The 23,574-nt window shown below is 59.5% G+C and carries 24 protein-coding genes; 10 read left to right on the forward strand and 14 right to left on the reverse strand.

Annotated features, from left to right (window positions below):
• The first annotated feature begins 107 nt into the window (after nucleotides 1-107).
• Complete coding sequence (locus tag AC097W_RS01530; protein WP_479600488.1) at nucleotides 108-1,022, forward strand: SDR family oxidoreductase; 915 nt, start codon at nucleotides 108-110, stop codon at nucleotides 1,020-1,022.
• Here AC097W_RS01530 and AC097W_RS01535 read toward each other — a convergent pair.
• On the reverse strand, nucleotides 1,014-2,195 hold the full coding sequence (locus tag AC097W_RS01535; protein WP_479600489.1) for a diguanylate cyclase domain-containing protein: 1,182 nt from the start codon (nucleotides 2,193-2,195) through the stop codon (nucleotides 1,014-1,016). The two genes, AC097W_RS01530 and AC097W_RS01535, sit on opposite strands and share 9 nt — an antisense overlap.
• Before the next feature lie 87 nt (nucleotides 2,196-2,282).
• Between AC097W_RS01535 and gshA the strand changes: the two genes are divergently transcribed.
• The gene (gene gshA, locus AC097W_RS01540; RefSeq protein WP_479600490.1) at nucleotides 2,283-3,815 is read left to right on the forward strand and encodes a glutamate--cysteine ligase; all 1,533 of its coding nucleotides are present in this window, start codon (nucleotides 2,283-2,285) and stop codon (nucleotides 3,813-3,815) included.
• 70 nt (nucleotides 3,816-3,885) lie between these two features.
• Here the strand turns inward: gshA and AC097W_RS01545 are convergent, their stop codons facing one another.
• Nucleotides 3,886-4,764, reverse strand: coding sequence for a LysR family transcriptional regulator (locus AC097W_RS01545; RefSeq protein WP_479600491.1), 879 nt, complete (start codon nucleotides 4,762-4,764; stop codon nucleotides 3,886-3,888).
• A 74-nt stretch (nucleotides 4,765-4,838) separates the two neighbouring features.
• Between AC097W_RS01545 and AC097W_RS01550 the strand changes: the two genes are divergently transcribed.
• Entirely contained in the window at nucleotides 4,839-5,810 is a 972-nt protein-coding gene (locus AC097W_RS01550) for a sodium-dependent bicarbonate transport family permease (RefSeq protein WP_479600492.1), read from the forward strand.
• Between the two features lie 66 nt (nucleotides 5,811-5,876).
• Here the strand turns inward: AC097W_RS01550 and AC097W_RS01555 are convergent, their stop codons facing one another.
• On the reverse strand, nucleotides 5,877-6,407 hold the full coding sequence (locus AC097W_RS01555) for a hypothetical protein (RefSeq protein WP_479600493.1): 531 nt from the start codon (nucleotides 6,405-6,407) through the stop codon (nucleotides 5,877-5,879).
• A gap of 191 nt (nucleotides 6,408-6,598) precedes the next feature.
• Between AC097W_RS01555 and ylqF the strand changes: the two genes are divergently transcribed.
• The 3 genes from ylqF to AC097W_RS01570 all read left to right on the forward strand — a co-directional run bounded on the left by ylqF (nucleotide 6,599) and on the right by AC097W_RS01570 (nucleotide 9,211).
• Nucleotides 6,599-7,576, forward strand: a complete 978-nt coding sequence (gene ylqF, locus AC097W_RS01560) for a ribosome biogenesis GTPase YlqF (RefSeq protein WP_479600494.1) — start codon at nucleotides 6,599-6,601, stop codon at nucleotides 7,574-7,576.
• Between the two features lie 84 nt (nucleotides 7,577-7,660).
• Nucleotides 7,661-8,251, forward strand: a complete 591-nt coding sequence (locus AC097W_RS01565) for an NAD(P)H-dependent oxidoreductase (protein ID WP_479600495.1) — start codon at nucleotides 7,661-7,663, stop codon at nucleotides 8,249-8,251.
• Between the two features lie 36 nt (nucleotides 8,252-8,287).
• Nucleotides 8,288-9,211, forward strand: a complete 924-nt coding sequence (locus AC097W_RS01570) for a DHH family phosphoesterase (RefSeq protein ID WP_479600496.1) — start codon at nucleotides 8,288-8,290, stop codon at nucleotides 9,209-9,211.
• Here AC097W_RS01570 and AC097W_RS01575 read toward each other — a convergent pair.
• Together AC097W_RS01575 and AC097W_RS01580 are read right to left on the reverse strand one after the other, a co-directional pair.
• Complete coding sequence (locus AC097W_RS01575) at nucleotides 9,208-9,843, reverse strand: class I SAM-dependent methyltransferase (protein WP_479600497.1); 636 nt, start codon at nucleotides 9,841-9,843, stop codon at nucleotides 9,208-9,210. The two genes, AC097W_RS01570 and AC097W_RS01575, sit on opposite strands and share 4 nt — an antisense overlap.
• 43 nt (nucleotides 9,844-9,886) lie before the next feature.
• On the reverse strand, nucleotides 9,887-10,027 hold the full coding sequence (locus tag AC097W_RS01580) for a hypothetical protein (RefSeq protein WP_479600498.1): 141 nt from the start codon (nucleotides 10,025-10,027) through the stop codon (nucleotides 9,887-9,889).
• Between the two features lie 193 nt (nucleotides 10,028-10,220).
• On the opposite strand from AC097W_RS01580, the gene AC097W_RS01585 reads away from it, so the two are divergent.
• Nucleotides 10,221-10,661 (forward strand): universal stress protein, encoded by a 441-nt coding sequence (locus AC097W_RS01585; protein WP_479600499.1) that lies wholly within the window; start codon nucleotides 10,221-10,223, stop codon nucleotides 10,659-10,661.
• A 22-nt stretch (nucleotides 10,662-10,683) separates the two neighbouring features.
• Here AC097W_RS01585 and AC097W_RS01590 read toward each other — a convergent pair whose 3' ends face one another.
• Together AC097W_RS01590 and AC097W_RS01595 are read right to left on the reverse strand one after the other, a co-directional pair.
• On the reverse strand, nucleotides 10,684-11,952 hold the full coding sequence (locus AC097W_RS01590; protein WP_479600500.1) for a cation:proton antiporter: 1,269 nt from the start codon (nucleotides 11,950-11,952) through the stop codon (nucleotides 10,684-10,686).
• A 417-nt stretch (nucleotides 11,953-12,369) separates the two neighbouring features.
• The gene (locus tag AC097W_RS01595; protein ID WP_479600501.1) at nucleotides 12,370-12,783 is read right to left on the reverse strand and encodes an RcnB family protein; all 414 of its coding nucleotides are present in this window, start codon (nucleotides 12,781-12,783) and stop codon (nucleotides 12,370-12,372) included.
• A 231-nt stretch (nucleotides 12,784-13,014) separates the two neighbouring features.
• On the opposite strand from AC097W_RS01595, the gene AC097W_RS01600 reads away from it, so the two are divergent.
• Nucleotides 13,015-14,397: a GGDEF domain-containing protein gene (locus tag AC097W_RS01600; protein ID WP_479600502.1), complete on the forward strand. Its 1,383-nt coding sequence runs from the start codon at nucleotides 13,015-13,017 to the stop codon at nucleotides 14,395-14,397.
• A gap of 14 nt (nucleotides 14,398-14,411) precedes the next feature.
• Here the strand turns inward: AC097W_RS01600 and AC097W_RS01605 are convergent, their stop codons facing one another.
• Nucleotides 14,412-15,035 (reverse strand): DUF938 domain-containing protein, encoded by a 624-nt coding sequence (locus AC097W_RS01605; RefSeq protein WP_479600503.1) that lies wholly within the window; start codon nucleotides 15,033-15,035, stop codon nucleotides 14,412-14,414.
• Between the two features lie 202 nt (nucleotides 15,036-15,237).
• Between AC097W_RS01605 and AC097W_RS01610 the strand changes: the two genes are divergently transcribed.
• Together AC097W_RS01610 and AC097W_RS01615 are read left to right on the forward strand one after the other, a co-directional pair.
• Nucleotides 15,238-16,452 carry a 6-phosphofructokinase gene (locus AC097W_RS01610; protein WP_479600504.1) on the forward strand — a complete coding sequence of 405 codons (1,215 nt, stop codon included), beginning with the start codon at nucleotides 15,238-15,240 and terminating at the stop codon, nucleotides 16,450-16,452.
• Between the two features lie 443 nt (nucleotides 16,453-16,895).
• Nucleotides 16,896-18,197: a leucine-rich repeat-containing protein kinase family protein gene (locus tag AC097W_RS01615; RefSeq protein WP_479600505.1), complete on the forward strand. Its 1,302-nt coding sequence runs from the start codon at nucleotides 16,896-16,898 to the stop codon at nucleotides 18,195-18,197.
• On the opposite strand, the gene AC097W_RS01620 is transcribed toward AC097W_RS01615, so the two are convergent.
• The 6 genes from AC097W_RS01620 to AC097W_RS01645 form a co-directional block, all read right to left on the reverse strand.
• Nucleotides 18,194-20,152 carry a pyruvate kinase gene (locus tag AC097W_RS01620; RefSeq protein ID WP_479600506.1) on the reverse strand — a complete coding sequence of 653 codons (1,959 nt, stop codon included), beginning with the start codon at nucleotides 20,150-20,152 and terminating at the stop codon, nucleotides 18,194-18,196. The genes AC097W_RS01615 and AC097W_RS01620 overlap by 4 nt on opposite strands.
• Nucleotides 20,153-20,225: 73 nt before the next feature.
• On the reverse strand, nucleotides 20,226-21,077 hold the full coding sequence (locus tag AC097W_RS01625; RefSeq protein WP_479600507.1) for a DMT family transporter: 852 nt from the start codon (nucleotides 21,075-21,077) through the stop codon (nucleotides 20,226-20,228).
• The gene (locus tag AC097W_RS01630) at nucleotides 21,077-21,499 is read right to left on the reverse strand and encodes a DsrE family protein (RefSeq protein ID WP_479600508.1); all 423 of its coding nucleotides are present in this window, start codon (nucleotides 21,497-21,499) and stop codon (nucleotides 21,077-21,079) included. Before AC097W_RS01630 ends, AC097W_RS01625 begins: the two co-directional genes overlap by 1 nt.
• Before the next feature lie 34 nt (nucleotides 21,500-21,533).
• Nucleotides 21,534-22,073: a DUF924 family protein gene (locus AC097W_RS01635; protein ID WP_479600509.1), complete on the reverse strand. Its 540-nt coding sequence runs from the start codon at nucleotides 22,071-22,073 to the stop codon at nucleotides 21,534-21,536.
• A 33-nt stretch (nucleotides 22,074-22,106) separates the two neighbouring features.
• Nucleotides 22,107-22,355: a hypothetical protein gene (locus AC097W_RS01640; protein WP_479600510.1), complete on the reverse strand. Its 249-nt coding sequence runs from the start codon at nucleotides 22,353-22,355 to the stop codon at nucleotides 22,107-22,109.
• 50 nt (nucleotides 22,356-22,405) lie between these two features.
• Complete coding sequence (locus AC097W_RS01645) at nucleotides 22,406-23,521, reverse strand: phage tail sheath family protein (protein WP_479600511.1); 1,116 nt, start codon at nucleotides 23,519-23,521, stop codon at nucleotides 22,406-22,408.
• Nucleotides 23,522-23,574: the final 53 nt, after the last annotated feature.

Raw genomic sequence — 23,574 nt, forward strand, 5'->3', positions numbered from 1 at the left:
CTTTGGGTAATGGGAATGGCAAACGCCTGAATTACAGTACGTGTGGATGCGCAAAGGCTAACAGATGCCTTGCGTTGTGTTTGTCTCTCATATTGCAGGAAAAACGTATGACTATCGAATTCAAGGGGCGTGTTGCCATTGTGACGGGTGCCGGAGGTGGTTTGGGTCGCCAGCACGCATTGGCCCTGGCAGCGCGTGGTGCGAAGGTCGTTGTGAATGATCTGGGTGGCGCCCGTGATGGATCCGGCGGCTCCGTCTCCGCAGCGCAATCGGTTGTGGATGAAATCAGGGCCGCAGGCGGTGAAGCCATTGCCAACGGTGCTTCGGTCACTGACTGGGATGCAGTGCAAGCGATGGTTCAGCAGGCCGTAGATGCATGGGGACGAGTTGACATTCTTGTCAATAACGCGGGAATTTTGCGAGACAAAAGCTTTGCAAAAATGGATATTGCCGATTTTCGCCTGGTGATGGATGTGCACCTCATGGGCGCAGTGCATTGCACCAAGGCGGTCTGGCCCCATATGACCGAGCAGAAATATGGCCGCATTTTGATGACTACGTCCTCTTCTGGCCTGTATGGCAATTTTGGGCAGTCCAATTACGGCGCTGCCAAATTGGCCCTGGTCGGACTGATGCAAACCCTGTCCATCGAAGGTGCCAAGAATGACATCCGGGTCAACTGCCTGGCGCCCACAGCGGCAACCCGGATGACCGAAGATCTCATGCCGCCAGCGGTTTTGGCAGCACTCAAGCCAGAGGCGGTGGTGCCCGCTATGCTGGTGCTGGTCTCAAGCGATTCGCCAACCCGAACCATCTTGTGTGCCGGTGCAGGTAGCGTTGAAGCGGCCCATATCACTTTGACGCAAGGCAGCTGGATTGGGCTGGACGTTGAGTCGCCTGAGCGATTGGCGGCGCAATTACAGCAAGTGTGTGATCGAACAGACGAGACAGTACCCCAAAGTGGCGCGGCGCAAGGCACGCACGAAATTACCCGTGCAATGGCACAACTTGGGTCAGTCTGAGCTGGCGTTGCTCACCGAGCGCAGTGCCATTCGCTCGGCCCGGTCAATCACGGCGGCCGGGTCAGCGCTCGCTGCGATGACAGTGACGGTCCCGATGCCAAAGTGGGGGGTAAATACATAGTGACCTTCATCCACGCCGACCACGCTCAGGGGTTTGTTGGTGAAGTATGTCAGCCGCTGCAATACGCGTTCAGTCAGTTTCGGCTGTTTGACGGCCGACAAAACCACAACAAAGCATCGCGGGTGGTAGAGCCCCACCACATTTCGAAAGCCGACGGCTCTGCGAATCCGGGCCGCCATTGCTGACAGTATCTGTTGGTCTACTCCATGACCGGCAACCTCGCCAAGCTCATAGAGGTTGCGCAAATGCAGGCACACCACCGTGCATTCACTGTGGATACGCGCACTGCGCCAGAATGCATCATCCACTTTGGATAGCAAGACTGAGCCTTTGGGCAAGCCGGTTGCCGGGTCTGCCCCTTGGGCAAAACCTGCGAGGCGTTTAAGGCGGCGATTGAGACGGTTGCGGCGAATGCCCAGTCCCATCACGATTTGAAAATACGCCACGGTACAAAATGCTGTCAGGGCGGACATGCCTAGTCCGATTTTTCCCCAGCGCAGGTTGTGCCCATATAAGCCTGCCACCATGCCCGCCATGAAAAGGCAGGCCAGCACCATCCATCGGGCAAGTCGGTCGCCCAGCATCGCCGCACGAACGGATGCCACTGTGACCAGCGCCACAGAAATGCTATTGACCAGCGCTGTCAACACGTTCAGTCGGACCGTGGCTTCCAATGGATCAAGTAGCGCCAAAGCAGCCGTTAGTAGGGCGGTCAATACCAGTGCGTAAGAGCCCCATGCAATGGTGTAGTGGACGAGCGGGTCTTCGGCTGCGACACCAAGCCACAGACCCAGGTAGGTGAGCGCCAGCGCGCCACTCAGGGGTCCCAGACTGGACTGGAGAACCCGGACCGCTGTGGTTGGCAAATCTGGAATCAAAACCTCCAGCAAACCCGTCATGAGCACGCAACTCGTGCCGGTCAACACAATGAATACCAAACCACGCCACGACGAGATGTTGCGATTTATCACGACGTCTGCCATGGAAGTCGCGGCCAGCGTCAGGAGTCCGCCCAGCATGGCCGACCAGACTACGATTTGGTAGGTATTCACGTCAGCATTATTGCGCACGTGGTTCCTGCAGGAAATCCCGGGCTGTGTTACCTTTGCCACCCACGAAAAAGTATTAGGGCCACAGGCATGGATAGTTTTAAAGAGGCCCTCGGTGCGCTGACGCCTCAGCGGCTTCAAGGCATACGCCGCGGGGTTGAAAAAGAGAGTTTGCGGGCAGAGCCAAGCGGTGCGCTGGCCATGACGCCGCATCCTGCGGCGCTCGGTTCTGCGCTTACCCACCCTCACATCACGACTGATTTCAGCGAATCGCAGGTTGAGTTGATCACGGGTGTCCACGCAGGGGTGCAGGATTGCTTTGATGAGCTTATGCAGGTGCAAAAGTTCACTACCGAGGCCTTGGGCAATGAAATGCTCTGGGTTTCCAGCATGCCCTGTGGGCTGCCCGCAGATGACGCGATTCCGATTGGTCAATATGGAACATCCAACGTCGGGCGTTCCAAGAGCGTGTATCGCATGGGGCTGGGCAACCGTTACGGTCGGCGTATGCAGACTATTTCGGGTATTCACTACAACTGGTCTTTGCCCGATGTATCCAGCGAGGCCTACTTTGGGCTGATCCGCAACTTTCGCCGGCATGCGTTTTTGCTGCTGTACCTGTTTGGGGCTTCACCTGCAGTCTGCTCATCGTTTGTTGCCGGGCGCCAGCATCAGCTGCAGGCGCTCAACGCGCACACTATGTACCGGCCTTATGCCACGTCGCTTCGCATGGGGCGTTTGGGCTACCAAAGTGATGCGCAGGCTTCGCTGGCGGTGAGTTACAACAGCCTGAAGGGTTATGGTGACTCGCTGCAGGATGCATTGACCCGACCGTATCCGCCGTATGAGGCCATTGGTGTTCGGGGGCCTGGGGGAGAGTACCGCCAACTGGCTACCAGCCTGCTGCAGATCGAAAACGAGTTTTACGGCACCATTCGCCCCAAGCGCGTGATTTTCCCGGGCGAGCGGCCTTTGCACGCGCTGCGGGAGCGGGGTGTGGAGTATGTGGAAGTGCGCCTCATGGACCTCGACCCGTTTGAGCCTGTCGGCATCAACAGCCAGACCATGCGCTTCCTGGATGTATTCTTGCTGCATTGTCTGATTTCTGAGAGCCCACCTGACACACCACAGGAAATCGTTGCCCTGGCGCACAACCAGCACGGTGCGGCCGAGCGGGGACGCGAGCCAGGGCTGGAGTTGGAGCGAGGCGACGGCATGATTTCCCTCACCGATTGGGGGCTTGAGCTGGTAAGTCAGTTGGCGCCCATTGCACGCCAGCTGGACGCAGCCCATGCCAGCACCGATTATTCTGCTTCGGTGGATGCTGCGGTCCATGCGCTCCACAACCCGGACACCTTGCCATCGGCTCGCGTACTGCGGGAGGTGACAGAACGTTTTGACGGATCATTCGTGGCTTTTGTCAAAGCGCAATCTGCACTGACAAAAAAGGCCATGCTCGACAACCCGCTTGAGCCCGCCTTGCGACAGAATTTTGCCGAACTATCGCAGGTATCATGGGACGATCAGCGCAAAATTGAGGCTGCAGACACCATGCCATTTGACATTTACCTCCAGGAATATCTGTCTCCGAGAAGGCTGGCCACAGGCAAGACGGCGAACTAGCAGGCGATTTGTTCGGGAATCAAAGTAGATGTGAACGGGGGCGAAAAGGCCTACACCGCGCAACCTCTGGCTATTGATTCAGCAGGCGCTGGACCAGGGGGTGCTGGACTTTCTTTTCAGTGCCAATTGCAAAGAACTGCTCCAGCACACCCTCACAGGGCCCCAGTTGATGGACCGCATAGTGGGACGTTAATTCGTCATCGACCATCGCTGCAGCGGGAAAGACGCCCATGCCGCTGGCGCCGAATGTTTTTAACAGCGCGCTGTCTTCGAATTCCCCCACTATTTTTGGCCTGACTCCGAGCTTCTCAAACCACATATCCAGTCGATCCCTGACTGCGGTATGGCTGGTTGGCAGCAATACCGGAACCGTTGCCAATGAGTCCGGAAACCCCGGTCGTGCCGCCTCCAGCAATGATGGCGATGCGTACCACGCCACCGCGGAAGAACCCACTGGGTGGCTGTATAGCTTGAGACTCGGGTTGGGTGGTGCCGGCCGGTCTGCCAGCACAACGTCGAGTCGATGCAGGGCGAGGTCCCCGAGGAGGTCATCGAACGCCTTCTGGTGGCATAGAAGCCTTAGATTCGGCTCTTGCACCACGGGCTGCAGGAGACTGCGTACGACCAGTTTGGAGAGCCCGTCCGAAATCCCTACGGCAAGCCGAACCGTGGGCGTGCTGTTTGCATCGCGCACGAGGGCAGGAAGCTGCTCTCCCAGTTGGAAGATCAGATCTGCCTGCCTCAACGCGGCCACACCTGCATCGGTCAGGACAAGTCCGCGACCCGCAGGCTTGAGCAACGCATAGCCCAGAGATCTCTCCAGTTCCCGTACCTGGGTGCTCACGGTTTGTACGGCCATGTCCAAGCGATCTGCAGCACGTGCCATACCGCCTTCTTTGGCAACAACCCAGAAGTAGTAGAGGTGTCGGTAGCTGAAGGGGATGTTCATATTCAGATAATTCAGAACTATTTATTCTGAATTATCTGCTTTTTCAGAATATTGAAGACGTCTATGCTGAGGCCATGCAAAGCTTTCTAGACCCCGCCATACTCTTCTTCATATTCGGAATCGTCGCCGGATTGTTGCGTTCCAACCTCGAAGTACCGCCGCAGATTTCCCGATTCCTGTCACTCTATCTTCTGATGGCACTGGGGCTCAAGGGCGGGTTTGCACTTTCAAAATCAGGGCTGACGAATGACGTGGTGGTGAGCCTTTGCGCCGCCATGGCATTGGCCATCATCGTGCCCTCCCTGGGCTACTTGTTGCTGCGGCGCTTTTTGAGCGGTTATGACGCAGCAGCCATCGCAGCCACTTATGGCTCTGTTAGTGCAGTGACGTTCATCACGTCGGTGCAGTACCTCGACACCCATGGAATCACCTATGGCGGGCACATGGCCGCGGCCATGGCATTGATGGAGTCCCCGGCAATTGTGATGGCTGTTTTGCTGGCCAACCTGGTGCGCCGTCAGGACCCTGCAATCGACAGGACCAGCGCCAAAAGCCCGACGGTAGGACGTATCCTGCATGAGTCACTTACGGACGGTGCGCAGCTGTTGCTGATGGGCGCGATGCTGGTCGGTGTGATCACCGGTCAGTCCGGTGAAACTGTGATGAAGCCGTTTTCCGTGGATCTGTTCAAGGGCATGCTGGCCTTCTTTTTGCTGGATATGGGCTTGCTCGCCGCGCGCAACATGGGGGAACTCAGGGGCAAGTCAATATGGCTGCTCGCGTATGCCGTCATCGGTCCTCTTGCGCACGCATCCATTGCGCTGCTGCTCGGCTACCTGCTGGGTATGTCCAGCGGTAACGTGGCCTTGTTGATGGTGCTGGCGGCCAGCGCTTCCTACATCGCCGTACCCGCGGTGATTCGGCATGCAATCCCGGAAGCAAACCCTTCGCTTTACTTCGGGATGTCGCTGGGCCTTACGTTTCCGTTCAATATTCTGATCGGCATTCCGCTCTACGTTCAGATTGCACAGAGGGTTGTGCCGTAAACAAAAAAAGCGCCGACCGCTCCCGCGATCGACGCCTCGTCAGCCTGGCGCGCAAATATGTGCGCGTTAAGCTGCCTTGCGCACGCGAGGCACTTTTTTGGCCACGGTGCGCTTGGCGGCAGCAACCTTTACCTTGGCTTTTCTGCCGGCAATCTTGTTTGCCAGTGCGCCGGACTGGGCTTCCAGCTTGGCTGCGACTTTGGTCACAGCCTGAGCCGCCGGAACAACGGCGACAGCTAGCGTCTCCAGCTTCACGCCAGTGGCTTTTTCGAAACGGCTCGCATTGGCCGACATTTGGGACACACCCTTGCCAGCCAACTCAACCGCCTTGTTGACTGCGACATCAGCGCCGTCAGAGGTCAGCTCAACACCCTTGGCGTAGAGTCCCGTGATTTTTTTCTGTGCCGTCACCGCGTTGCCACGTACTTCAGCGCTCAAGCGGGTACCCGTGCGGGCCACAGCAGCGGCCCAGCTGTGGTTCATGAAGCCAACTGCGCGCTCGTTGCCGACGCGGTAAGCGTTGATGACGTTTTTGGCCGTGTTGCCGTAGGACGCAATCAGTTCGTTGGTGACAGTCGCGAGTTTTTGTGCAGCCATGAAAATTCTCCTGAGAAAGTTGAAAAGAATAAGTAATGGGTCGAATTCTCTCGGTTCACGCTAGTGGCGGCACCTTAATTCGAGGTGTTTTCCTAGAGCGAGCTGTCTACATGACTCGCTGTCCCTGAGGGTGTTCTGGGAAAACTGCCCGACAATGCGAGCTTCCTATTTCAATGCGAAGGCTTCAAGGCATGGCAATTCAGTGGTTCCCGGGTCACATGCACCTGACGCGCAAGGCGATCGAAGAGCGCATCAAGGAGATTGATGTGGTCATTGAGCTGCTGGATGCCCGTCTGCCAGGCTCCAGCGCAAATCCCATGCTGGCGCAGTTAACGGCCGGCAAGCCGGCTTTGAAGGTACTGAACAAGCAAGACCTGGCCGATCCCGCGCGCACTGCGCTGTGGCTGGCGCACTACAACGCCATGCCCGGTACGCGGGCGCTGGGGCTGGATGCGAGCATGACCGCGCCTGCCAAGGTACTGATCAAGGCGTGCTATGAGCTGGCGCCCAACCGCGGCACCATGGTCAAGCCCATGCGTGTGTTGATTTGCGGCATTCCCAACGTCGGTAAGTCGACCCTCATCAACACCATGAAGGGCAAGCGCGCCACCCTCACGGGCGACGAAGCCGGTGTGACCAAGCTCGAGCAGCGCATTGTGCTGGCCGATGGCTTCTACTTGTTTGATACCCCGGGCGTGCTGTGGCCCCGGATTATTGTGGCCAAGAGTGGCTACAACCTGGCTGCCAGTGGCGCCATTGGCCGCAACGCATTTGACGAAGAGGAGGTGGCGCTGGAGCTGCTCGACTATCTGCGCCAAAACTACTCGGCCGAGGTGGAAGCCCGTTACAAAGTCACTGGCGTGGCCGCGATGACCGACGAGCAGGTGCTCGAAGCCATTGGCCGCAAACGGGGCGCTATCCAGAGCGGTGGGCGCATCAACCTGCAAAAGGCCGCTGATATCGTCATCCACGACTTTCGCCATGCCGTCATGGGCCGGATGACACTGGAAACCCCTGAAGAGTTTGCAGATTGGCTGGCCCGCGGTCAGAAAATGGACGCCGAGCGACAAGTCAAGAAGGATGCCATTGAGCTCGATAGGGCAATCCGCTTTAAGAAGGTGCCCCGGCCACCGCGCGTACCGCCGCCTGACGAAGAAATTTCAGACTGATTCATCCTGTTGACGGTTGTCAAAACTTGCACGAGATCTCTCTGACACGATGAACCTTTGGGTTCAAGCCCTCAGGAGACGTTCATGACCACGAAGCGGATTTTGCTAGTACAGGGCCACCCAGACCCTATCAATATCCATTTGGGCCACTTGTTGGCCGATGCGTATGCCGACGGTGCGCAGAAAGCTGGTCACACGGTGCGCCGTGTGGACGTAGCCGCGCTGGAATTTCCGTTGCTGCGCACCCAGCAAGACTGGGAGGATGGCGTTCTGCCTCCCTCTCTGGCGCAGGCGCAGGCGGATATTGAATGGGCCCAGCACCTGGTACTGTTTTTTCCCTTGTGGCTGGGCGACATGCCCGCGTTGCTCAAAGGCTTTCTGGAGCAGGTTGCCCGACCCGGCTTTGCCTTCAAGGCGGAGGGCGACAACCCCATGGGGCAGAAGGGTCTTAAAGGTCGCTCTGCGCGCGTTGTCGTCACTATGGGAATGCCGGCCTTGCTATACCGCTGGTATTTTCGGGCCCACAGCGTCAAGTCGCTGGAACGCAATGTGCTGGGATTCGTCGGCATTGCGCCGGTCAACGAAACGCTGATCGGCATGGTAGACAAGCTGGGTGTGGAGGGGGTACGCAAGTGGACCGACAAGCTGCGCAAGCTGGGTGCGGCAGCAGAGTAGTTTTTCGGCGGGCGTTGACAGGCGACAATGGAGCCCATGAAGACACTACTCCCTCTGCAACTGTTTGTTCACCCTGAAAAGTCCGACCCCAATCCACTGGTTTTGTACCATGGTCGGAGTTGTCCTGATGGGTTTGCCGCTGCACTGGCTGCCTGGTTGTATTACGAAGGCAAAGCCGAGTTTTTGGGGCTGGACCACGGTGACATCAAATCCGTGGAAGACTTGCCCGCGCTCAGTGGCCGTGCGGTGTACATCCTTGATTTTTCATTCTCTCCCGAGATTCTTCGGGGCATTGAAGAGCGTGCGACCAAGCTGGTGATGCTGGACCACCACAAGAGTGCTGCCGAGAAGCTGACTGGTTTTTCTTGCCGCTGCGGTGTGGTGCACTTTGACATGAGCAAGTCGGGCGCACGCCTCGCCTGGGAATTCTTTCAGTCGGACAAGCCCGTGCCTGATTTGGTGCGCTTTGTGGAAGACCGCGACATCTGGGCTTGGCAATACCCCGAAAGCAAGGGCTTTTTGGCGGCACTGGATATGGAACGGTTTGACTTTGTCCGCTGGGCGGAGATCGCCATGTTCAGTCCCGTCCAGCTGACCAGTTTCATGGCGCGGGGCGCGGCCATGGACGAAAAATTCAGCAAACTCGCAGCCGACATCGCCGAGGGCGCGCAACCCATCGCGTTCAATGGACAGCACGGTCTCATGGTCAATGCGCCTGGCGTGTTCCACAGCCTGGTGGGCGATCTGCTTTCTGCAAAAAGCGGTACCTTTGCGCTCATGTGGAGTGCCGGCAAGGGGGGCGTCATCAAGGTCGGCCTGCGTTCGCAACCCGGTTTTGACTGCATTCCTCTGGCAGAGAGCATGCAGGGCGGTGGTCACGCGCAAGCTTGCGGCTTCAAGATGCCAACCGACCGGTTGCCCGAGTTGCTGAGCGGCGTGTTCGACGCTACCGGTTCTTAAACGGGTAGATGACCCGGAAGCGCCTCGCCCCAATAGTGAAATGTGAAGGGCCTGGGGCCCGGCAGGTACCGCGTTTGTGTGTCTGGCTGGATAAAACCGGCTTGGTGCAACAGAGCGGGAATGTCGCGCCCCAGATGGCAGCCACCCGCCAATGGGCCCCACAGTGGCTGCAACCGGTCTTGCCAGCGTTGTACCGATGCATCGGGTGCGCGACCGTGTTCGCAAAATAGTAAACGACCATGGGGCGCCAGTACCCTGCGCATCTCTTTTAGTGCTGCCAAGGGGTCAGGAATGGTGCACAGCGTATACGTGATGAGCACCGTGTCAAAGCTTGCGTCGGGCAGGGGGATCTGCTCGGCTGAGAGTCCCACCAGATCCACGTCCAGCCCGGATTGCGCAATGCGCTCGCGCGCCAGGGGGTGTAGTTGCAGGGCAGGGTCCAGCCCCGTGATCCGGGTCACGCGCGTCTTATCGTAGTAGCGCATATTGAGTCCGGTACCAATACCGACCTCGAGGACACGCCCCTGCGCCAAGGGAACCACCAGCTGGCGCTGGCGGCCTACCATGGGCAAACCGCAAGCGAAATCCAGCATGGGTGGCAGGATGTGCCTGTCGTACCAGGATGGGGTCATGCGGCCCTGATCCGTTGCCCGGGAGGCATGCCCATCAAACCGGTCACTTGGTCTTGATTTTTCCGCGTGGCATCACCGTAGTCACGGGAGCCATGGGGCGGTCCGACGTGGAGTTTTTTGGCTCCGAATTGTCCTTCTTGGGTTTCTTCGACATCTTTTCACTGCGCTGGTCACCTTTAGCCATAAGTCCTCCATATTCGGCCCCGAAATGGAGCCCGATAACCAGATATTACGGCACAAAATGGCTCACTTGCTACTCTGCAAGTGTCAATGGAGCCTGTTTGGGGCAAATGCATCAAAACTGACATATGTCAAGGAATTCAGCGTGCCGTGGGTGCAGCATTCGCAGGTACACATTTCTTTTACGAGGTATTCACATGTTCAAACATATTCTGGTCGCCACCGACGCATCTCCGGCATCCGAGCACGCCGCCAAACTGGCGGTCAGTCTGGCGCGCACCCATGGCGCCAAGCTCACGGCTGTGTATGTCGTCGATCCCTATCCTTACATTGGCGTGGGTGAGATCAATCCCATGGGCTTTCAGGCGTATATGTCTGCGGCTCAAGATCTGGCAGCCCAGGCCCATGCGCAAGTTGAGGCGCTTTGCAAGCAGGATGGCGCGCCCATCGCTTTGCAGGCACGCCTGGTGGAGGATGTCACCGCTGCCAGCGGCATTGTGCAAACGGCCCAAACGGAAGGCGCAGATCTGATCGTGCTGGGTTCCCATGGCCGCACAGGTATTGCACGGCTGATGCTTGGCAGCGTGGCGACCAAAGTGGTGGCTGAATCAACCGTGCCGGTGCTGATTACGCGCTAGCAGGGAGCGGGCCGCATCGAACTCAGGCTTTTTTGCCTCGCGGCCAGAAATGCCCCATCAAGGGCTTGACGCTGGTGCCATGCAGAAAAATCGACATCGTCACCACGATCAGGGTCAGCTGAATCAACTTCAGTGCCAGTGGCTCAGGCAGGCCTTGCTGAATGGCGTACATCAGGTAATAGAGCGAGCCAATGCCTCGCACGCCAAACCAGCCAATCATGCCGCGCAGGGGCTGTGCGGTGCTGCTGCCCCACATGCCCAGCAATACGCTCACCGGTCGCGCCACGATAAACACAAATAGCGCCAAGCCCACGGCCTCCCAGCTCCATGAGTCGAGGAAGAGCGAGCCGCCAACCAGCAGAATCAGCATCAATTCGGAGAGTCGCTCCAGGTGTTCTTTGAAGACCAATGCGCCTTCGCTCACCTTGGGTACCGGCTCGGCTTCTCCACTGGCATCCACCGGCGTGCGGGTGGCCTTCGCCAGCTTTTGTTCCGTCTGGCGCAGCGCCACGGCGGCAAAAAAGACCGCCAGAAACCCCCAGGCGTGCGCCATGACGGTCAAGCCATACACCGCGCCAATCAGGCCCAGGCCCAAAAAGTCGTCCAGTAATTCATGCTGGTGGGGCGCACGGCGAAGCTTCCAGCCCAAGCGGGCCAGTGCAACACCCGCTGCGACGCCAATGGCGATGCTGGCCAGCGTAGCCCACAACACGTCAACCAGTAGCCAGTTCACGCCATAGTCGCCCAGATCATGCAATCCCAGCAAACCCAATCCCAGCATCACAAACGGGAATGCGCTGCCATCATTCATGCCGGCCTCGCATGTCAGGGTGAAGCGCAACTGGTCGCGGTCACCGGGATGGCGAATCTGCACATCGGTGGCCAGCACCGGATCGGTAGGCGCGAGAATGGCACCGAGCAGCACTGCGGCACCCAGCGGCAGGTCCAGCGCAAAATACGCCAGCGCAGCCACCATCGCCACGGTAATCGTCATCGAAACGGTGGCCAGCAGAACCGGTGTGCGCCAGCGGACCGCGCTGAAGGGCACCGGCATCTTGACGCCTGCAGAAAAGAGCGAAATCAGCACCACCACTTCCGTCAGCGTTTCCAGTAAAGCAGACTCCTTCAGCGGGTTGAAGTGGAACAGATTGAGCCCACTGGGCCCCACGATCAGCCCCACGGCCAGATAAATGATGGCTGCCGTGATGGGCAAGCGCTTGAGCACGGTGTAGGTCAGCCCCATTACCAGCAACAGTGCACCGACCAGCATGAACCACTGCGGGTTAGTCATTAATGGAGTCCGGATTCATAGATCACTCGCTTGTCACTTGCTCAAGGGCGGGCTTGCATCATAGGCCCAGCCCACTGGTCAATTACAAGGCACTGTCGGCAAAGCCAGTCGTGGTGCGGGTTTTGAGGCTTATAAACATAGTTATCCACAACGTGGCCCACAGGAATCGGGGGTAACTGGGGACTCCTACGTGTTGCATTGCAGCAGATTGACCATCACTATTTTTTGCTATCACACATTTCCTTCTCATTGGCAAATCAGTCAAAAAATCTACGCGTGCATAAGCTGACATGCTTAAATAATAAGCAGGGGCTGCAAAGCCAGCACTGGTGCGGGGTTGGGCCCTTGTCAGTCTAGTTATCCACAACCTGGCCCACAGCTCGCAGGGGTAACTATTTTATGAAATGGCCCGTCGTTTCACTGGCTGAGCACAATATGGGCGATCAGGCCAGTGGCAATCGCGATCAAAACAAAGTCCGGCCCCACCTGCACCCACTCATGGCCTCTAGGGGGTGGGCTCAGGCGGTAGGCGCGGTAATCTGTCACCACATAGCGGTGGTTGTGGAACTCGCGTGGCACATAGCCACCGCGCCTGAATTCCGGGCCACGGGCGTTGTAATAGGCGCGGCGGTCGTTGCGGCGGTCGTCGTAACGGTCGAAGCGCCGATCATCCCAGCGCCCGGTGCGACCTTCATCACGACGTTCATAGCGCTGGTGTCCCCTGAACTGATCTTCCCGCGGGCCGTGCCGGTCATTGCCCTCCGCGACAGAGAGTGCACTGAACCCCAGACTGGCTGCGGCGATGGCAAAGACCATAGCAGTGGATTTCATGAGTAGCTCCTTGTGTTGAAAGAGCCTCCATCGTGTGGCTTCCATGTGTACCCGGTGTAAACGGCTGGGGTTTTTGTGCAAAGAAGGGTTGCAGGGTGTGCAACGCTCTATTTGCACCGCCGCCCGGCATCTGCGATAGTGCGCCTCAGGGCAGGGGCTAAACAATCGGCAATACAACACATGCTGAATTCGGTGTTAACCAGTCATCGCTCCTCACTACGTCGCAATTTGATGCTGCTGGTCATCGTCTGCGTGATTCCTGCCGCACTGGTTAGTGCCACATTGGCCTATTCCAACTACCGGTTGCAGCGCGACCACGTTGAGCAGCAGACAGTGCTGATGGCGCGTACCATCCTGGCTGATCTGGAGCGTGAAATTGCGACCATTGAGTCCGCTCTCAAGATTCTGGCCACCGCCAACGAGCTTTCGGCCGGCGACTTGCGCAGCTTCCACCAAAGGGCCGTCGATGCGTTGGCGCCCGGCATCGCGCACAACTACATCGTCACTGACCGCAGGGGACGACAGATTCTGAATACCCTCCAACCTTATGGTGAGGCGCTGCCCACAACCGGAACACCGCCGCAGATCGCGCGCGTTTTTACAGACCATGCGACCGTACTGACCGATATGTTCACGGGACAACTCACCCAATTGCCCGCCATTGCCATTGGCGTTCCAGTAGAGGTTCACAAGCAGATTGCCTACAGTCTGAACATGGGTCTTGACCCCAGGCGTATCACCGCTATTCTCAACCGTCAGAAATTGCCTTGGGGCTGGCTGGCCGCAGTGAGTGACAGCTCTGGCACGATCGTCGGGCGCTCGCGCGATGCCGAGCTTTACGTCGGGAAAAAGGCGGTCCCCGAGCTGGTGGAAGCCATTGCCCAAAATGGGGATGGCCAGATCCAGGTCCGCAACCGGGAAGGAATTGCCATGTTTGTGGGGTATGCGACCTCCGGTGCCTGGCGATGGAGTGTGGTGGTGCGCGAGCTCAATGACGCGGCCCTCTCGCTGAGCAAGGGTGAGGATGTGCAACTGCCCACCATGCAATTGGAAGAGGCCGAGGCTGTGGGGCACGCCATGCGGCAGGCTGCACAGGCCATGAAAAAGGTCAAATTTCTGGCCCAGCACGACGCCTTGACCGAGCTGCCCAATCGCCTGCTGTTTGACGAGGTGGCAGAGCACGACCTCGCATTTGCCTCACGCCGAGGTCAGACCATGGCCTTGCTGGCCGTGGATCTGGATGGCTTCAAGGGCGTCAACGACACGCATGGCCACGCCGCAGGTGATGCGGTGTTGAAAACGGTGGCCCAGCGTATTCAGGAGGTCATTCGTGCCTCTGACATTGCGGCCAGAATTGGCGGAGACGAATTCATCATCATGCTCACGGATGTGAACCAGGAAAGCGCGCTGGAGACAGCTGAACGCATCATCGCACTGCTCTCCATGGCCTATGCCGACTGCCAGGTGTCCGTGTCCGCCAGCGTGGGTGTGGCGCTATACCCGGAGTGCGGCGACACCCTCAAGACGCTGACTGCTGCCGCAGACCAGGCCATGTACCTTGCCAAGCAATCGGGCAAACAGCGGGTCGTGCTCGCGCCGCCGCGGGCGAGCTGAGTCCTGCGCTGCACTCAGGCCTTCTTGGCCCACACCAGTAATAGGTTGTTGGAGGGCATCGTGTGCCGCTCAAACAGATGCAACCCCGCCAGCCTGGCTTCTTGCTCCACGTCCTCACGCCGACGAATGCCCCAGGCCGGGTTTTGGGCACGCAGACTTTGGTCAAACGACTGATTTCCGGGGGATGTGGATACATCGTCTTCCAGATAGGGGCCGTAGGTAATCAGCACGCCCTTGGTCGCAAGGTGCCGAGCCGCCCCGTGCATCAAGGCCGCGCAGGTGGCCCAGGGCGCAATGTGCAGCATGTTGGCGCAGTAGATGGCATCAAACACGATGGGGCCCCGTTGGGCGTCTTGCGGCAGCCAGCGCGGTGCCATCACATCCAGCAGCAGCGGTGCACGCACATTCTTCAAGTGCTGTTGGGCTACCCAGCCCGCAATGCTGCTCAGCCCGCCCGGCTGTGCGTCAGTGGGCCGCCAGGTCCAGTGCGGCAGGCCGGCCGCAAACCACGCCACATGCTGGCCGGTGCCTGACGCAATCTCCAACGCGCTGCCCTGCGCCGGCAAGACTTGCCGAAGCACTTCGAGGATGGGCTGCTTGTTGCGGTCCGCTGCGGGGCTGAAATCAGGTGGTGGCATGGTGAAATGGGCAAAACCCGGAGTCTATAGATAAAAACGGCCGCTAGCCCCCGTGGAATATGCGAAGGCAGCTATCTATTTGATAGTGAAATGGTCGTGTGAGCCATGCGCGCTTGCGCGCACAGGTCTAGCCGCGCCCGTTTGGGCGATGCACAATGAGATAGACACCCGGCCTCATTCCACTTCGACAAGGAAACCCGCCATGGCATCCGGAAAAATACTCGTCGCCCAAGGGGGTGGCCCCACTGCGGTGATCAACCAGTCTTTGGTGGGTGTAGCGCTGGAAGCGCGACGCTTTGGTGGAATTGAGCGCATCTACGGCGCCTTGCATGGCGTACGCGGCATCGTGGATGAGAACTTTGTCGACCTGACCCAGGAAACCAGCCACAACCTGGAACTGGTGGCTAACACACCGTCCAGCGCGTTGGGCTCCACCCGTGACAAGCCCGACCTGGCCTACTGCCAGGAAATCTTCAAGGTACTGCGTGCACACGAGATTGAGCATTTCTTCTATATCGGCGGCAACGATTCAAGCGACACCGTACGCATCGTCAGCCTGGAGGCGCAAAAAGCGGGCTATCCGCTGCGCAGCATTCATATTCCCAAAACCATTGACAACGACCTGGTGGGTAACGACCACACCCCGGGCTACCCCTCCGCCGCGCGTTTTGTAGCGCAGGCCTTTGCCGGTGCCAACCTGGACAACGCCGCGCTGCCCGGCGTTTACGTGGGCGTCGTCATGGGCCGTCACGCGGGGTTTTTGACGGCGGCCTCGGCTTTGGGCAAAAAATTTCCGGATGACGGCCCGCACCTGATCTACCTGCCCGAGCGCACCTTTGTGCTGGAGCAATTTCTGGCGGACGTCAAAGCCACCTACGCGCGCTATGGCCGTTGTGTGATTGCCGTATCAGAAGGCATTCATGACGCCAGTGGCGCGCCCATCGCCACGATGCTGGCCAAAGACCTGGAGCACGACGCCCATGGCAACGTGCAGCTCTCGGGCAACGGTGCGCTGGCCGACCTGCTGTGCGAAGAAATCAAAGCCAAGCTGGGCATCAAACGCGTGCGCGGCGACACCTTTGGCTACCTGCAGCGCTCTTTCATCGGCTGTGTGTCGGATGTGGATCAGCGCGAGGCACGCGAGGTGGGCGAGAAGGCCGTGCAGTACGCCATGTGGGGCGGGCGCGATGGTTCAGTAGCCATCAAGCGCACCGGTTTCTACTCGGCGGATTACGAGCTGCTGCCGCTCGACGCCGTGGCCGGTAAAACCCGCGTGATGGACGACGAATTCATTGCCCCCAGTGGCACCGATGTGACCGATGCTTTTCGCATGTACCTGCGCCCATTGCTGGGCTCGGGCATGCCCGACGCGTTCCGGCTACGGCACAACCCGGTGGCCAAGGTCCTCAAGGTCTAGCCCCAACATTCCAGCCGTGGCCATGCCCAATCAGGGCTTGTGTCGTGCCGCTGCTCATTTGCAAGGCACCCGGCTTAAAGCCCCTGCTGGCGCGGGTTTGGTGGCTTGTGAACATTGTTATCCACAGCGTGCTCCACAGAAATCAGGGTTAACAATGGGCCTCTGCGGCCGGCAGGGTGCCCTATGCATTGCCGCTATAACTGCTATCACAAAAAAGTGCCTCATTCGAGAAACGACTAAAACTTGATCACGCTGATGCGCATGGTGATTAATTATTAGGCATGGTCTGCCAAGCCAGTACTGGCGCGGGTTTGGCGGCTTCCCAGTGCGGTTATCCACAGCGTGGCGCACAGTCTGCGGGGGCAACTATTTTTTGGCCTCGATAATCAGCAACCCAAGTTGCACGCACCGCGTGATGACCTTCTCACTTCCGTTAACCCTGCATGCACACCCTTGAACAACTGCGTAGCGGCGCGCTGGCAGGCACGCGTCGCCTGGACCTGTCTTGTGGCCTGAAGGCAGTGCCCGCCGAAGTATTTGCCCTGGCAGACACCCTGGAGGTACTCAACCTGTCGGGCAACCAGCTCAGCAGCTTGCCAGACGATCTGCCACGCCTGCACCGGCTGAAGGTCATTTTTTGTTCGGACAATGCTTTCACCCAGTTGCCGGAGGTGCTGGGCGCTTGCCCCGCTTTGCAAGTGGTGGGCTTCAAGGCCAACCGCATCGCCCATGTACCTGGCGCAGCGCTGCCGCCCCTGCTGCGCTGGCTGATACTCACCGACAACGCCATCACCACCCTGCCACCCGAACTGGGCGAGCGTGCTGCATTGCAAAAGCTGATGCTGGCAGGTAACCAGCTGCGCAGCTTGCCGCAGGGGCTGGCGCAGGCGCGCCAGCTGGAGCTGATACGCCTGGCGGCCAACCAGTTGTCGCAATTGCCAGGCTGGCTGACTGAACTGCCGCGCCTGAGTTGGTTGGCGCTTTCGGGCAACCCCTTGGGCTGGCACCGCGCCGCGCCCGCGCCCATGGACGCCATACCGTGGCACCAGCTGCAAGTGGGCACCCTGCTGGGCGAGGGCGCGTCCGGGCTGATTTATCGGGCGCAGCACCGCAGCAGCGGGGAGAGCCTGGCGCTCAAGGTGTTCAAAGGCGCGGTCACCAGTGATGGCCTGCCCGAGCACGAGCTGGCCGCCTGTCTGGCCGCCGGCCAGCACCCCGCGCTGTGCACCCCCAGCGGCGAATTGGTGGGCCATCCGCAAGGCGCGCGCGGCCTGCTGCTGCCGCTGATACCGCCCACCCACATCAACCTGGCCGGGCCGCCCAGTCTGGAAAGCTGCACCCGCGATGTGTATCCGCCCACCCTGCGCATTCCAGCCAGCAGCGTGTTGAACGTGGCAAGGCAAATGGCGGCTGCAGTGGCCCATTTGCATCAGCAGGGCGTAATGCATGGTGACCTGTATGCCCACAATATTCTTTGGAACCCCGCCAACGGCGAAGCCCTGCTAAGCGACTTTGGCGCCGCAACCTTGTTGCCGCAAGGGCAGTCCGGCCAACGGCGCGCTCTGCAAGCGCTGGAAGTGCGCGCCTTTGGCTGCTTGCTGGACGAGCTGGCTTCGCATGCAGAGTACGACGTCGACCATGCAGGGCTCATGAATGAATTCAATGTTTTGGCGCAGGCATGCCTGAGCCCCTTGCCGGCTGACCGGCCTGACATGGGCGAGGTGGTGCGGCAACTGTGCCGCTAACTTTTTTTCGGGTGTCTGGCTGCAGCCGAGCGTTTATCGGCAGCCGTGGTCGGGGCGCCTCCCCAAGCGCGTAACGCTCTGAGTAGGGGCCGCTTCTTGGCCTGATGCCCGCCCATGCGCTGCAAAATATCGTCCAGCGAGCGGATCGCGTCGGTAATGTAGGGGCCTTTGTTGAGCATCACGCACTCGGCGCGCACTCCCAAGCCGGCATCTGAAATCTCGGCCCTGGAGGGCACGCCGGTTTTGGCCAGCGTTTCCAGAACCTGCGTGGCCCAGATCACCGGCAAGTGTGCCGCCTCGGCGCACCATAAAATTTCTTCCTGCACTTCGGCTAAACGCTCATAGCCGCATTCCACGGCCAGGTCGCCGCGCGCAATCATCACGCCGGCGGATGACGCTGCCATCGCGGCCAGCATGAGTTCCGGAAGGTTCTCAAAACCCTGTAGCGTTTCAATTTTCAAAATAATGCCCATGTCTTCGCGCTCCAGGCGCTTCAGGTGCTCACGCAGCGCATGAATGTCTGCAGGTTTTTGTACAAATGACAAACCCACCATGTCCGCGCAACTGGCAACGGTGGCCAGGTCCTCCAGGTCTTTTTCAGTCAAGGCGGGCAGATCAAGCTGGCTGTCCGGCAGGTTGATCCCTTTATCGGCGACCAGCCGCTCGCCCCCCGGCCGGGCCTGCGTGATCTCCACCTCCAGCCACTTTTCGGACACATGGCGAATCACGCCACCGATGCGGCCGTCGTCAAACCAGATGCGCTCGCCGATGTGAACCTGGCTGAAGATTTGCGGCAAGGTGCAGGCAATACGCGCAGTTTCCAGAATCTCGTCCTCGGCACCGTCTTCCCGCACGGCGGAATGCCCCAACCCGTCTTTGGTCAGGCGCAGAATCTCGCCACGGTGCAGCTGCACCACCCCGGGCGCATCGTCCATGGCGCCCACTATCGTCTGGAACTTCTTCTTGCCACCGCTGCTGGTCACCGTCAGGGCGGTATCCGGCGTGAGGTAGGCCGTCTGGATGCTTTCAGCAATGACCAGTGCGTCGTCCCTGGACACCACCATCAGGTGGCGCCTTGCCCCGCGTGCATCGGCGTAGTCAATTTGCGACCCCACTTTCAAGCGATTCAGCCATTCTGGATCCACCGCAATGCAGGCATCCACATCGTCTACTGCCCCCGGTAATTCGCCTGAAAAAAGTCCAAGCCGCGCAGGGTGATACACCCTGCCGAAGTCGTCGCGGTGCGGGCGCAGGCGCAGCACCGCCGGGCGCGGTTGCACCTCGCCCGTTCTGATTTTTGGTCCCCCCAGATCCATCAGGATACGAATCTCGCGCTGGGCCGACTTGGCCGCGCGTTTGACGTGGGTCGCCATGGCCAGCCACGCCTTCGCATCGTCATGCGCGCAGTTGATGCGGGCAATGTCCATACCTGCTTTCACCAGATTGCGCACCACTTCGGCGTCATGGGCGGCCTCGCTCGGCAGTGTGACCATGATGCGCACCGGTCGGCCGGCGTTGGGGGCACCCAGCAACGCGGCGCTGTGCCGTTGCAGGAGCTGGCGGCCGCTGACGCTGCCAATTGGTTCCTCGGGCGACCGGTCGTGCCAGGGTTGACCCGTCAAACGGTGCAATATCCCCAATACCTTGTCCAGGTTTGCCAGCACGTGCGATTCAGACCGCCCCAGTGAGGACAATCCCAGCCAGGCCAGTTTGTTTTGCAGGTCGCGCATGTCGACGCTGCGCATGGCCAGGTAATGAATCAGGTTTCTGGCGCTCTGCTGGTATCCGGGCTGCACCTCCTGCAACTCGGTTGCAAAGACAGGTTCCAGGTCCAGCATGGTCTGGCGCAGGGTCCATAGACTCTGGATCAGCGAAAGGCACACCTCCTGGCTCCAAACCTCATCAGGCAGTACTTTGTCCGGGGTATGTTGGCTGGAATCTTTGCTATTGCGCATGGCGCAATACTGCGCCTGATTCATGACATTTTGATGAATCTGGCTGGCGTGGGGGGTGTTTGCCTTTGGCCCGCTATTGTCTGTTTCGAATGACCAGGGCAATACCGCCCAAAATGGCGACAGATGCCAGCACCATGGAGAGTGCCAAGGGTTCGCCCAGCAAGACGACTCCGCCCAGAGCCGCAATGACCGGCACACTGAGTTGCACGGTGGCAGCGTGGGTGGCCTGAATCACGGGCAGAACCCGGTACCAAACGGCATAACCCAAACCGGAAGCCACTGCACCCGATGCCACGGCAAGAGCAACGCCTTTGCCGTCCAGCGACTGATGTCCGTGCATCACCAGACTCAAGCCCAGAGCCATGGGCACGGCGCGCAAAAAGTTGCCGGCGGTTACCTGCGTCGGGTCACTGGGTCGGGCGATTTGCATGTGTTTGCCGCGCAGCGAATACACCCCCCAGGCCACGCCGGCGAGCAGCATGGACAGCGAGCCGCTCAGGCTGGGCGTGGCCAACCCCGGCAGCATCAGCACCACCAACCCGGCCAGAGCCAATGCAAAACCGGTTACCTGAAGTGGACGCATGCGCTCGCCCCGGGCAACACCATATCCAATCATGGTGGCCTGAACTGCGCCAAACAGCAGCAAGGCGCCTGTGGCTGCGGACATGCCCACATAGGCAAACGAAAACCCTGCGGCATAGGCAAAGAGTGCCAGAGCCGAAAGCCAGTCGCCACCACGCGGCTGGCTACTGCCGCGACGCAGACGCACCAGCAGCCACAGCATGAAGGCGCCTGACGCAAGCCGTACCGTGGTGAAGCTGGCAGCATCAATCGTGGTGTGCTTCAGCGCCATGCGACACAAGAGTGAATTGCCTGCAAAGGCCAGCATGGCCAGTGCAATCAGCAGGGGGGTGCGGGGCACCATCAAGGCCGAATGTAGCTCCAGCCCTGCTTTTGGCGCGTCATCAATTCGACGACGCCCGCAGGCACATAGCCAATGTCAGCGTTCATGTCCGCCTTGGTGAGCTTGGCGCCAGCCATCGTGTTTTCGCACGCAACAATGTTCACCCCGCTCTTGACCGCGGCGCTGACGCGGTTGGCGATGGGTGCCTCCGCCTTGAGCATGCCGATGCCGGGCCCATAAACGACGATTTCGATGTCCACATTGGCGGCGCCAAAGCTGTCCTGCACGTTCTTTGCATTGTTCAGCGCCAGGTTCCACTTCTTGGAGTCGTCATCACTGACCTGGAAAACCACGCGGTCCCGGGTAGGTGGTGTCGTGGCGCAGCCAGTAACCAGTGCGCCAAGCGCGAGAAGGCCTGCGAGGATAAATGAATTGCGACGCATAGTTGTTGTCTCCGATTGTCATGGTTCGTATTCTCTAAAACGCAGACCCTGGCTCGCTCAAAAAAGCGATTTCCAGCGCGCTGGAGGTGCGCCCCAGGATCTGGTTGCGGTGGGGGTAGCGGTCAAAGCGCTCGATGATGGCCTTGTGTCGCAGTGCAAAGCTCAAGTTTCCTTCCAGTCCGGGTTGCCTGAACAGGTGCACGGACTCCTGGTGTATCAGTCGTGACTCGCTGTGCATGTGGGGCATATAGGCGAATGCGCGGTGCTCTGTCGCTAAATCCCTGTCATGCCGCCCAGCCACCAGTTCCTGGGCCAGCACCAACGCCAGCGGGTCTTGTGCAAATGCGCGTGGCGTGTCGCGGTAGATGTTGCGTGAAAACTGGTCCAGCACCAGTATCTCCGCCAGGCGGCCTTCTGCAGTGGCGCGCCACGCAAACAGTTCGCATCGTTCCGCCGCCTCCAGGGTCGGCCCGAATCGGGCGCGCATCGACGCGTCCAGCGCCGGGTCTTTGATGAAGTGATCCTTGTCGCTCAGCTCTTCAAACCAAAAGTGGAGGATATCTGCGGCCTGCATGGAGGTGCTCTGGCAATCGGCTTGATGGATGGTTTAGTGGGTGACGAACTCGTACGCCACGGCCTCGCTCTCCACCATGTCCAGGATGTCGTTGAGCACGTCTTCATCTTCGGTGCTGCTCCAGGTCTCTTCCGGGTCGGTGGTGAACAGCGGCTCGATGGCCATATCCATGAACTGGCCATTGGGCAGCTTGACTACGGGAGTACCTTCAGAGGTTTCGGCCAACTCCCAATCGTCCGGCACGGACATTTCCAGCTGGATGGTGACGTTGAGTTTTTTCATGGTGATTTCTTTCGTTTGTAGGTGGGGGAGGGTAACCGAAGTCTGCAGTGTCATGGGCTGAGGTCCGACGTCCGCTGACCGATGCGCAGGATCATGAACTCGGCGGGCTTCATCAGCGCCACCCCGATCAGGCAGACGAGCCGCCCGTTGTCCAGGTCGTCCTGGGTCATCGTCGTGCGGTCACAGCGAACAAAATAGGCCTCAGGCGGCTGGCTGCCGATCAGCCCGCCGTTTTGCCACTCGGTAGTGAGAAAGTCAGAAACCGTCTGGCGCATGGCGGCCCACAGGTTTTCGCCATTGGGCTCGAACACCGTCCACTGGGTGCCGCGGCCGGTACACGCGCGCAGGCAGTTCACGCCCACCGGGTTCAGTAGTTCGTGTTCGCTCGTGTTCAGCTCGCGCTCGAAGCGCAAAGCGCCCAGCACTTCTTCATTTGCAGGTGAGTGATGCACGCCGCGCTCGATGTCGCTGCGTGCATAGGTTCCACACACGAAGCCCGAGGGCGCAAGCGCAATCTCCGCAGGCTGCCTGCTTTTTGGGCCTGCGAGCGGGTTCGCCGTGATGACCCACGGGTAGTACAAGGCGGCGCGTGTGGAGTCAATGAGCCCAGGCAACGCTTGCATCTCGGTCGGCGTTGCGCCAGGTGGCGAGTCCAGTACCGCCATGCGGTAGCGCAAGGGGTCAGCCACATGCGCGAGCATCGCTGTCTGAATGGCGCGGTAGACCGCCCCTCGATTCAGGTCAGACAAAGCCGAATAGCCCGGTGCTGCGACGATGGAGATATCGCCAAGCCCTTCCAGGCTGGCGAAGGCCGCGGCGTATTCGTTGGCGTCCGGGAGCACGACGCCTTTGCCGGTACGAAAGCCCGCCACCACGCGCACAACATGGAGCCGCATGCCGCCGTTGTCGAAAAACGACCGCGCCGCGTGGGCGAGGTAGTTGCGGCGGTGTAGCGCTTTCTTGTCAGTGGCAAACGGAAGGTCCTTCACGCCGCCATAGATGCGCTCGTAGTCAGCAAAACTCGTCAAAGGCCCCGAGGCAACGCCCACCGGCCCTTTGGTGGTGGGGCCGACGAAGGCGCAGGTGCTGGTCAGCACGCCGTCGATCTTCCTGGACCGCGCACCCGTTTCCTCCACGTGGACGCCGGGTGCAATGTAGTTGGGCATGGCACACCTCCTTCACAGGGATTTTTGCAGAAATGGGGTGGCTCTGCCAGCTA

The sequence above is a fragment of the Rhodoferax sp. GT1R46 genome, from assembly GCF_056521285.1.

Excerpts from the sequence above, each read along its gene's own strand:
- AC097W_RS01530 (WP_479600488.1), top strand. The coding sequence starts at position 108 with ATGACTATCGAATTCAAGGGGCGTGTTGCCATTGTGACGGGTGCCGGA.
- gshA (WP_479600490.1), top strand. The coding sequence starts at position 2,283 with ATGGATAGTTTTAAAGAGGCCCTCGGTGCGCTGACGCCTCAGCGGCTT.
- AC097W_RS01545 (WP_479600491.1), bottom strand. The coding sequence starts at position 4,764 with ATGAACATCCCCTTCAGCTACCGACACCTCTACTACTTCTGGGTTGTT.
- AC097W_RS01550 (WP_479600492.1), top strand. The coding sequence starts at position 4,839 with ATGCAAAGCTTTCTAGACCCCGCCATACTCTTCTTCATATTCGGAATC.
- AC097W_RS01555 (WP_479600493.1), bottom strand. The coding sequence starts at position 6,407 with ATGGCTGCACAAAAACTCGCGACTGTCACCAACGAACTGATTGCGTCC.
- ylqF (WP_479600494.1), top strand. The coding sequence starts at position 6,599 with ATGGCAATTCAGTGGTTCCCGGGTCACATGCACCTGACGCGCAAGGCG.
- AC097W_RS01565 (WP_479600495.1), top strand. The coding sequence starts at position 7,661 with ATGACCACGAAGCGGATTTTGCTAGTACAGGGCCACCCAGACCCTATC.
- AC097W_RS01570 (WP_479600496.1), top strand. The coding sequence starts at position 8,288 with ATGAAGACACTACTCCCTCTGCAACTGTTTGTTCACCCTGAAAAGTCC.
- AC097W_RS01575 (WP_479600497.1), bottom strand. The coding sequence starts at position 9,843 with ATGACCCCATCCTGGTACGACAGGCACATCCTGCCACCCATGCTGGAT.
- AC097W_RS01580 (WP_479600498.1), bottom strand. The coding sequence starts at position 10,027 with ATGGCTAAAGGTGACCAGCGCAGTGAAAAGATGTCGAAGAAACCCAAG.
- AC097W_RS01585 (WP_479600499.1), top strand. The coding sequence starts at position 10,221 with ATGTTCAAACATATTCTGGTCGCCACCGACGCATCTCCGGCATCCGAG.
- AC097W_RS01590 (WP_479600500.1), bottom strand. The coding sequence starts at position 11,952 with ATGACTAACCCGCAGTGGTTCATGCTGGTCGGTGCACTGTTGCTGGTA.
- AC097W_RS01595 (WP_479600501.1), bottom strand. The coding sequence starts at position 12,783 with ATGAAATCCACTGCTATGGTCTTTGCCATCGCCGCAGCCAGTCTGGGG.
- AC097W_RS01600 (WP_479600502.1), top strand. The coding sequence starts at position 13,015 with ATGCTGCTGGTCATCGTCTGCGTGATTCCTGCCGCACTGGTTAGTGCC.
- AC097W_RS01605 (WP_479600503.1), bottom strand. The coding sequence starts at position 15,035 with ATGCCACCACCTGATTTCAGCCCCGCAGCGGACCGCAACAAGCAGCCC.
- AC097W_RS01610 (WP_479600504.1), top strand. The coding sequence starts at position 15,238 with ATGGCATCCGGAAAAATACTCGTCGCCCAAGGGGGTGGCCCCACTGCG.
- AC097W_RS01615 (WP_479600505.1), top strand. The coding sequence starts at position 16,896 with ATGCACACCCTTGAACAACTGCGTAGCGGCGCGCTGGCAGGCACGCGT.
- AC097W_RS01620 (WP_479600506.1), bottom strand. The coding sequence starts at position 20,152 with ATGCGCAATAGCAAAGATTCCAGCCAACATACCCCGGACAAAGTACTG.
- AC097W_RS01625 (WP_479600507.1), bottom strand. The coding sequence starts at position 21,077 with ATGGTGCCCCGCACCCCCCTGCTGATTGCACTGGCCATGCTGGCCTTT.
- AC097W_RS01630 (WP_479600508.1), bottom strand. The coding sequence starts at position 21,499 with ATGCGTCGCAATTCATTTATCCTCGCAGGCCTTCTCGCGCTTGGCGCA.
- AC097W_RS01635 (WP_479600509.1), bottom strand. The coding sequence starts at position 22,073 with ATGCAGGCCGCAGATATCCTCCACTTTTGGTTTGAAGAGCTGAGCGAC.
- AC097W_RS01640 (WP_479600510.1), bottom strand. The coding sequence starts at position 22,355 with ATGAAAAAACTCAACGTCACCATCCAGCTGGAAATGTCCGTGCCGGAC.
- AC097W_RS01645 (WP_479600511.1), bottom strand. The coding sequence starts at position 23,521 with ATGCCCAACTACATTGCACCCGGCGTCCACGTGGAGGAAACGGGTGCG.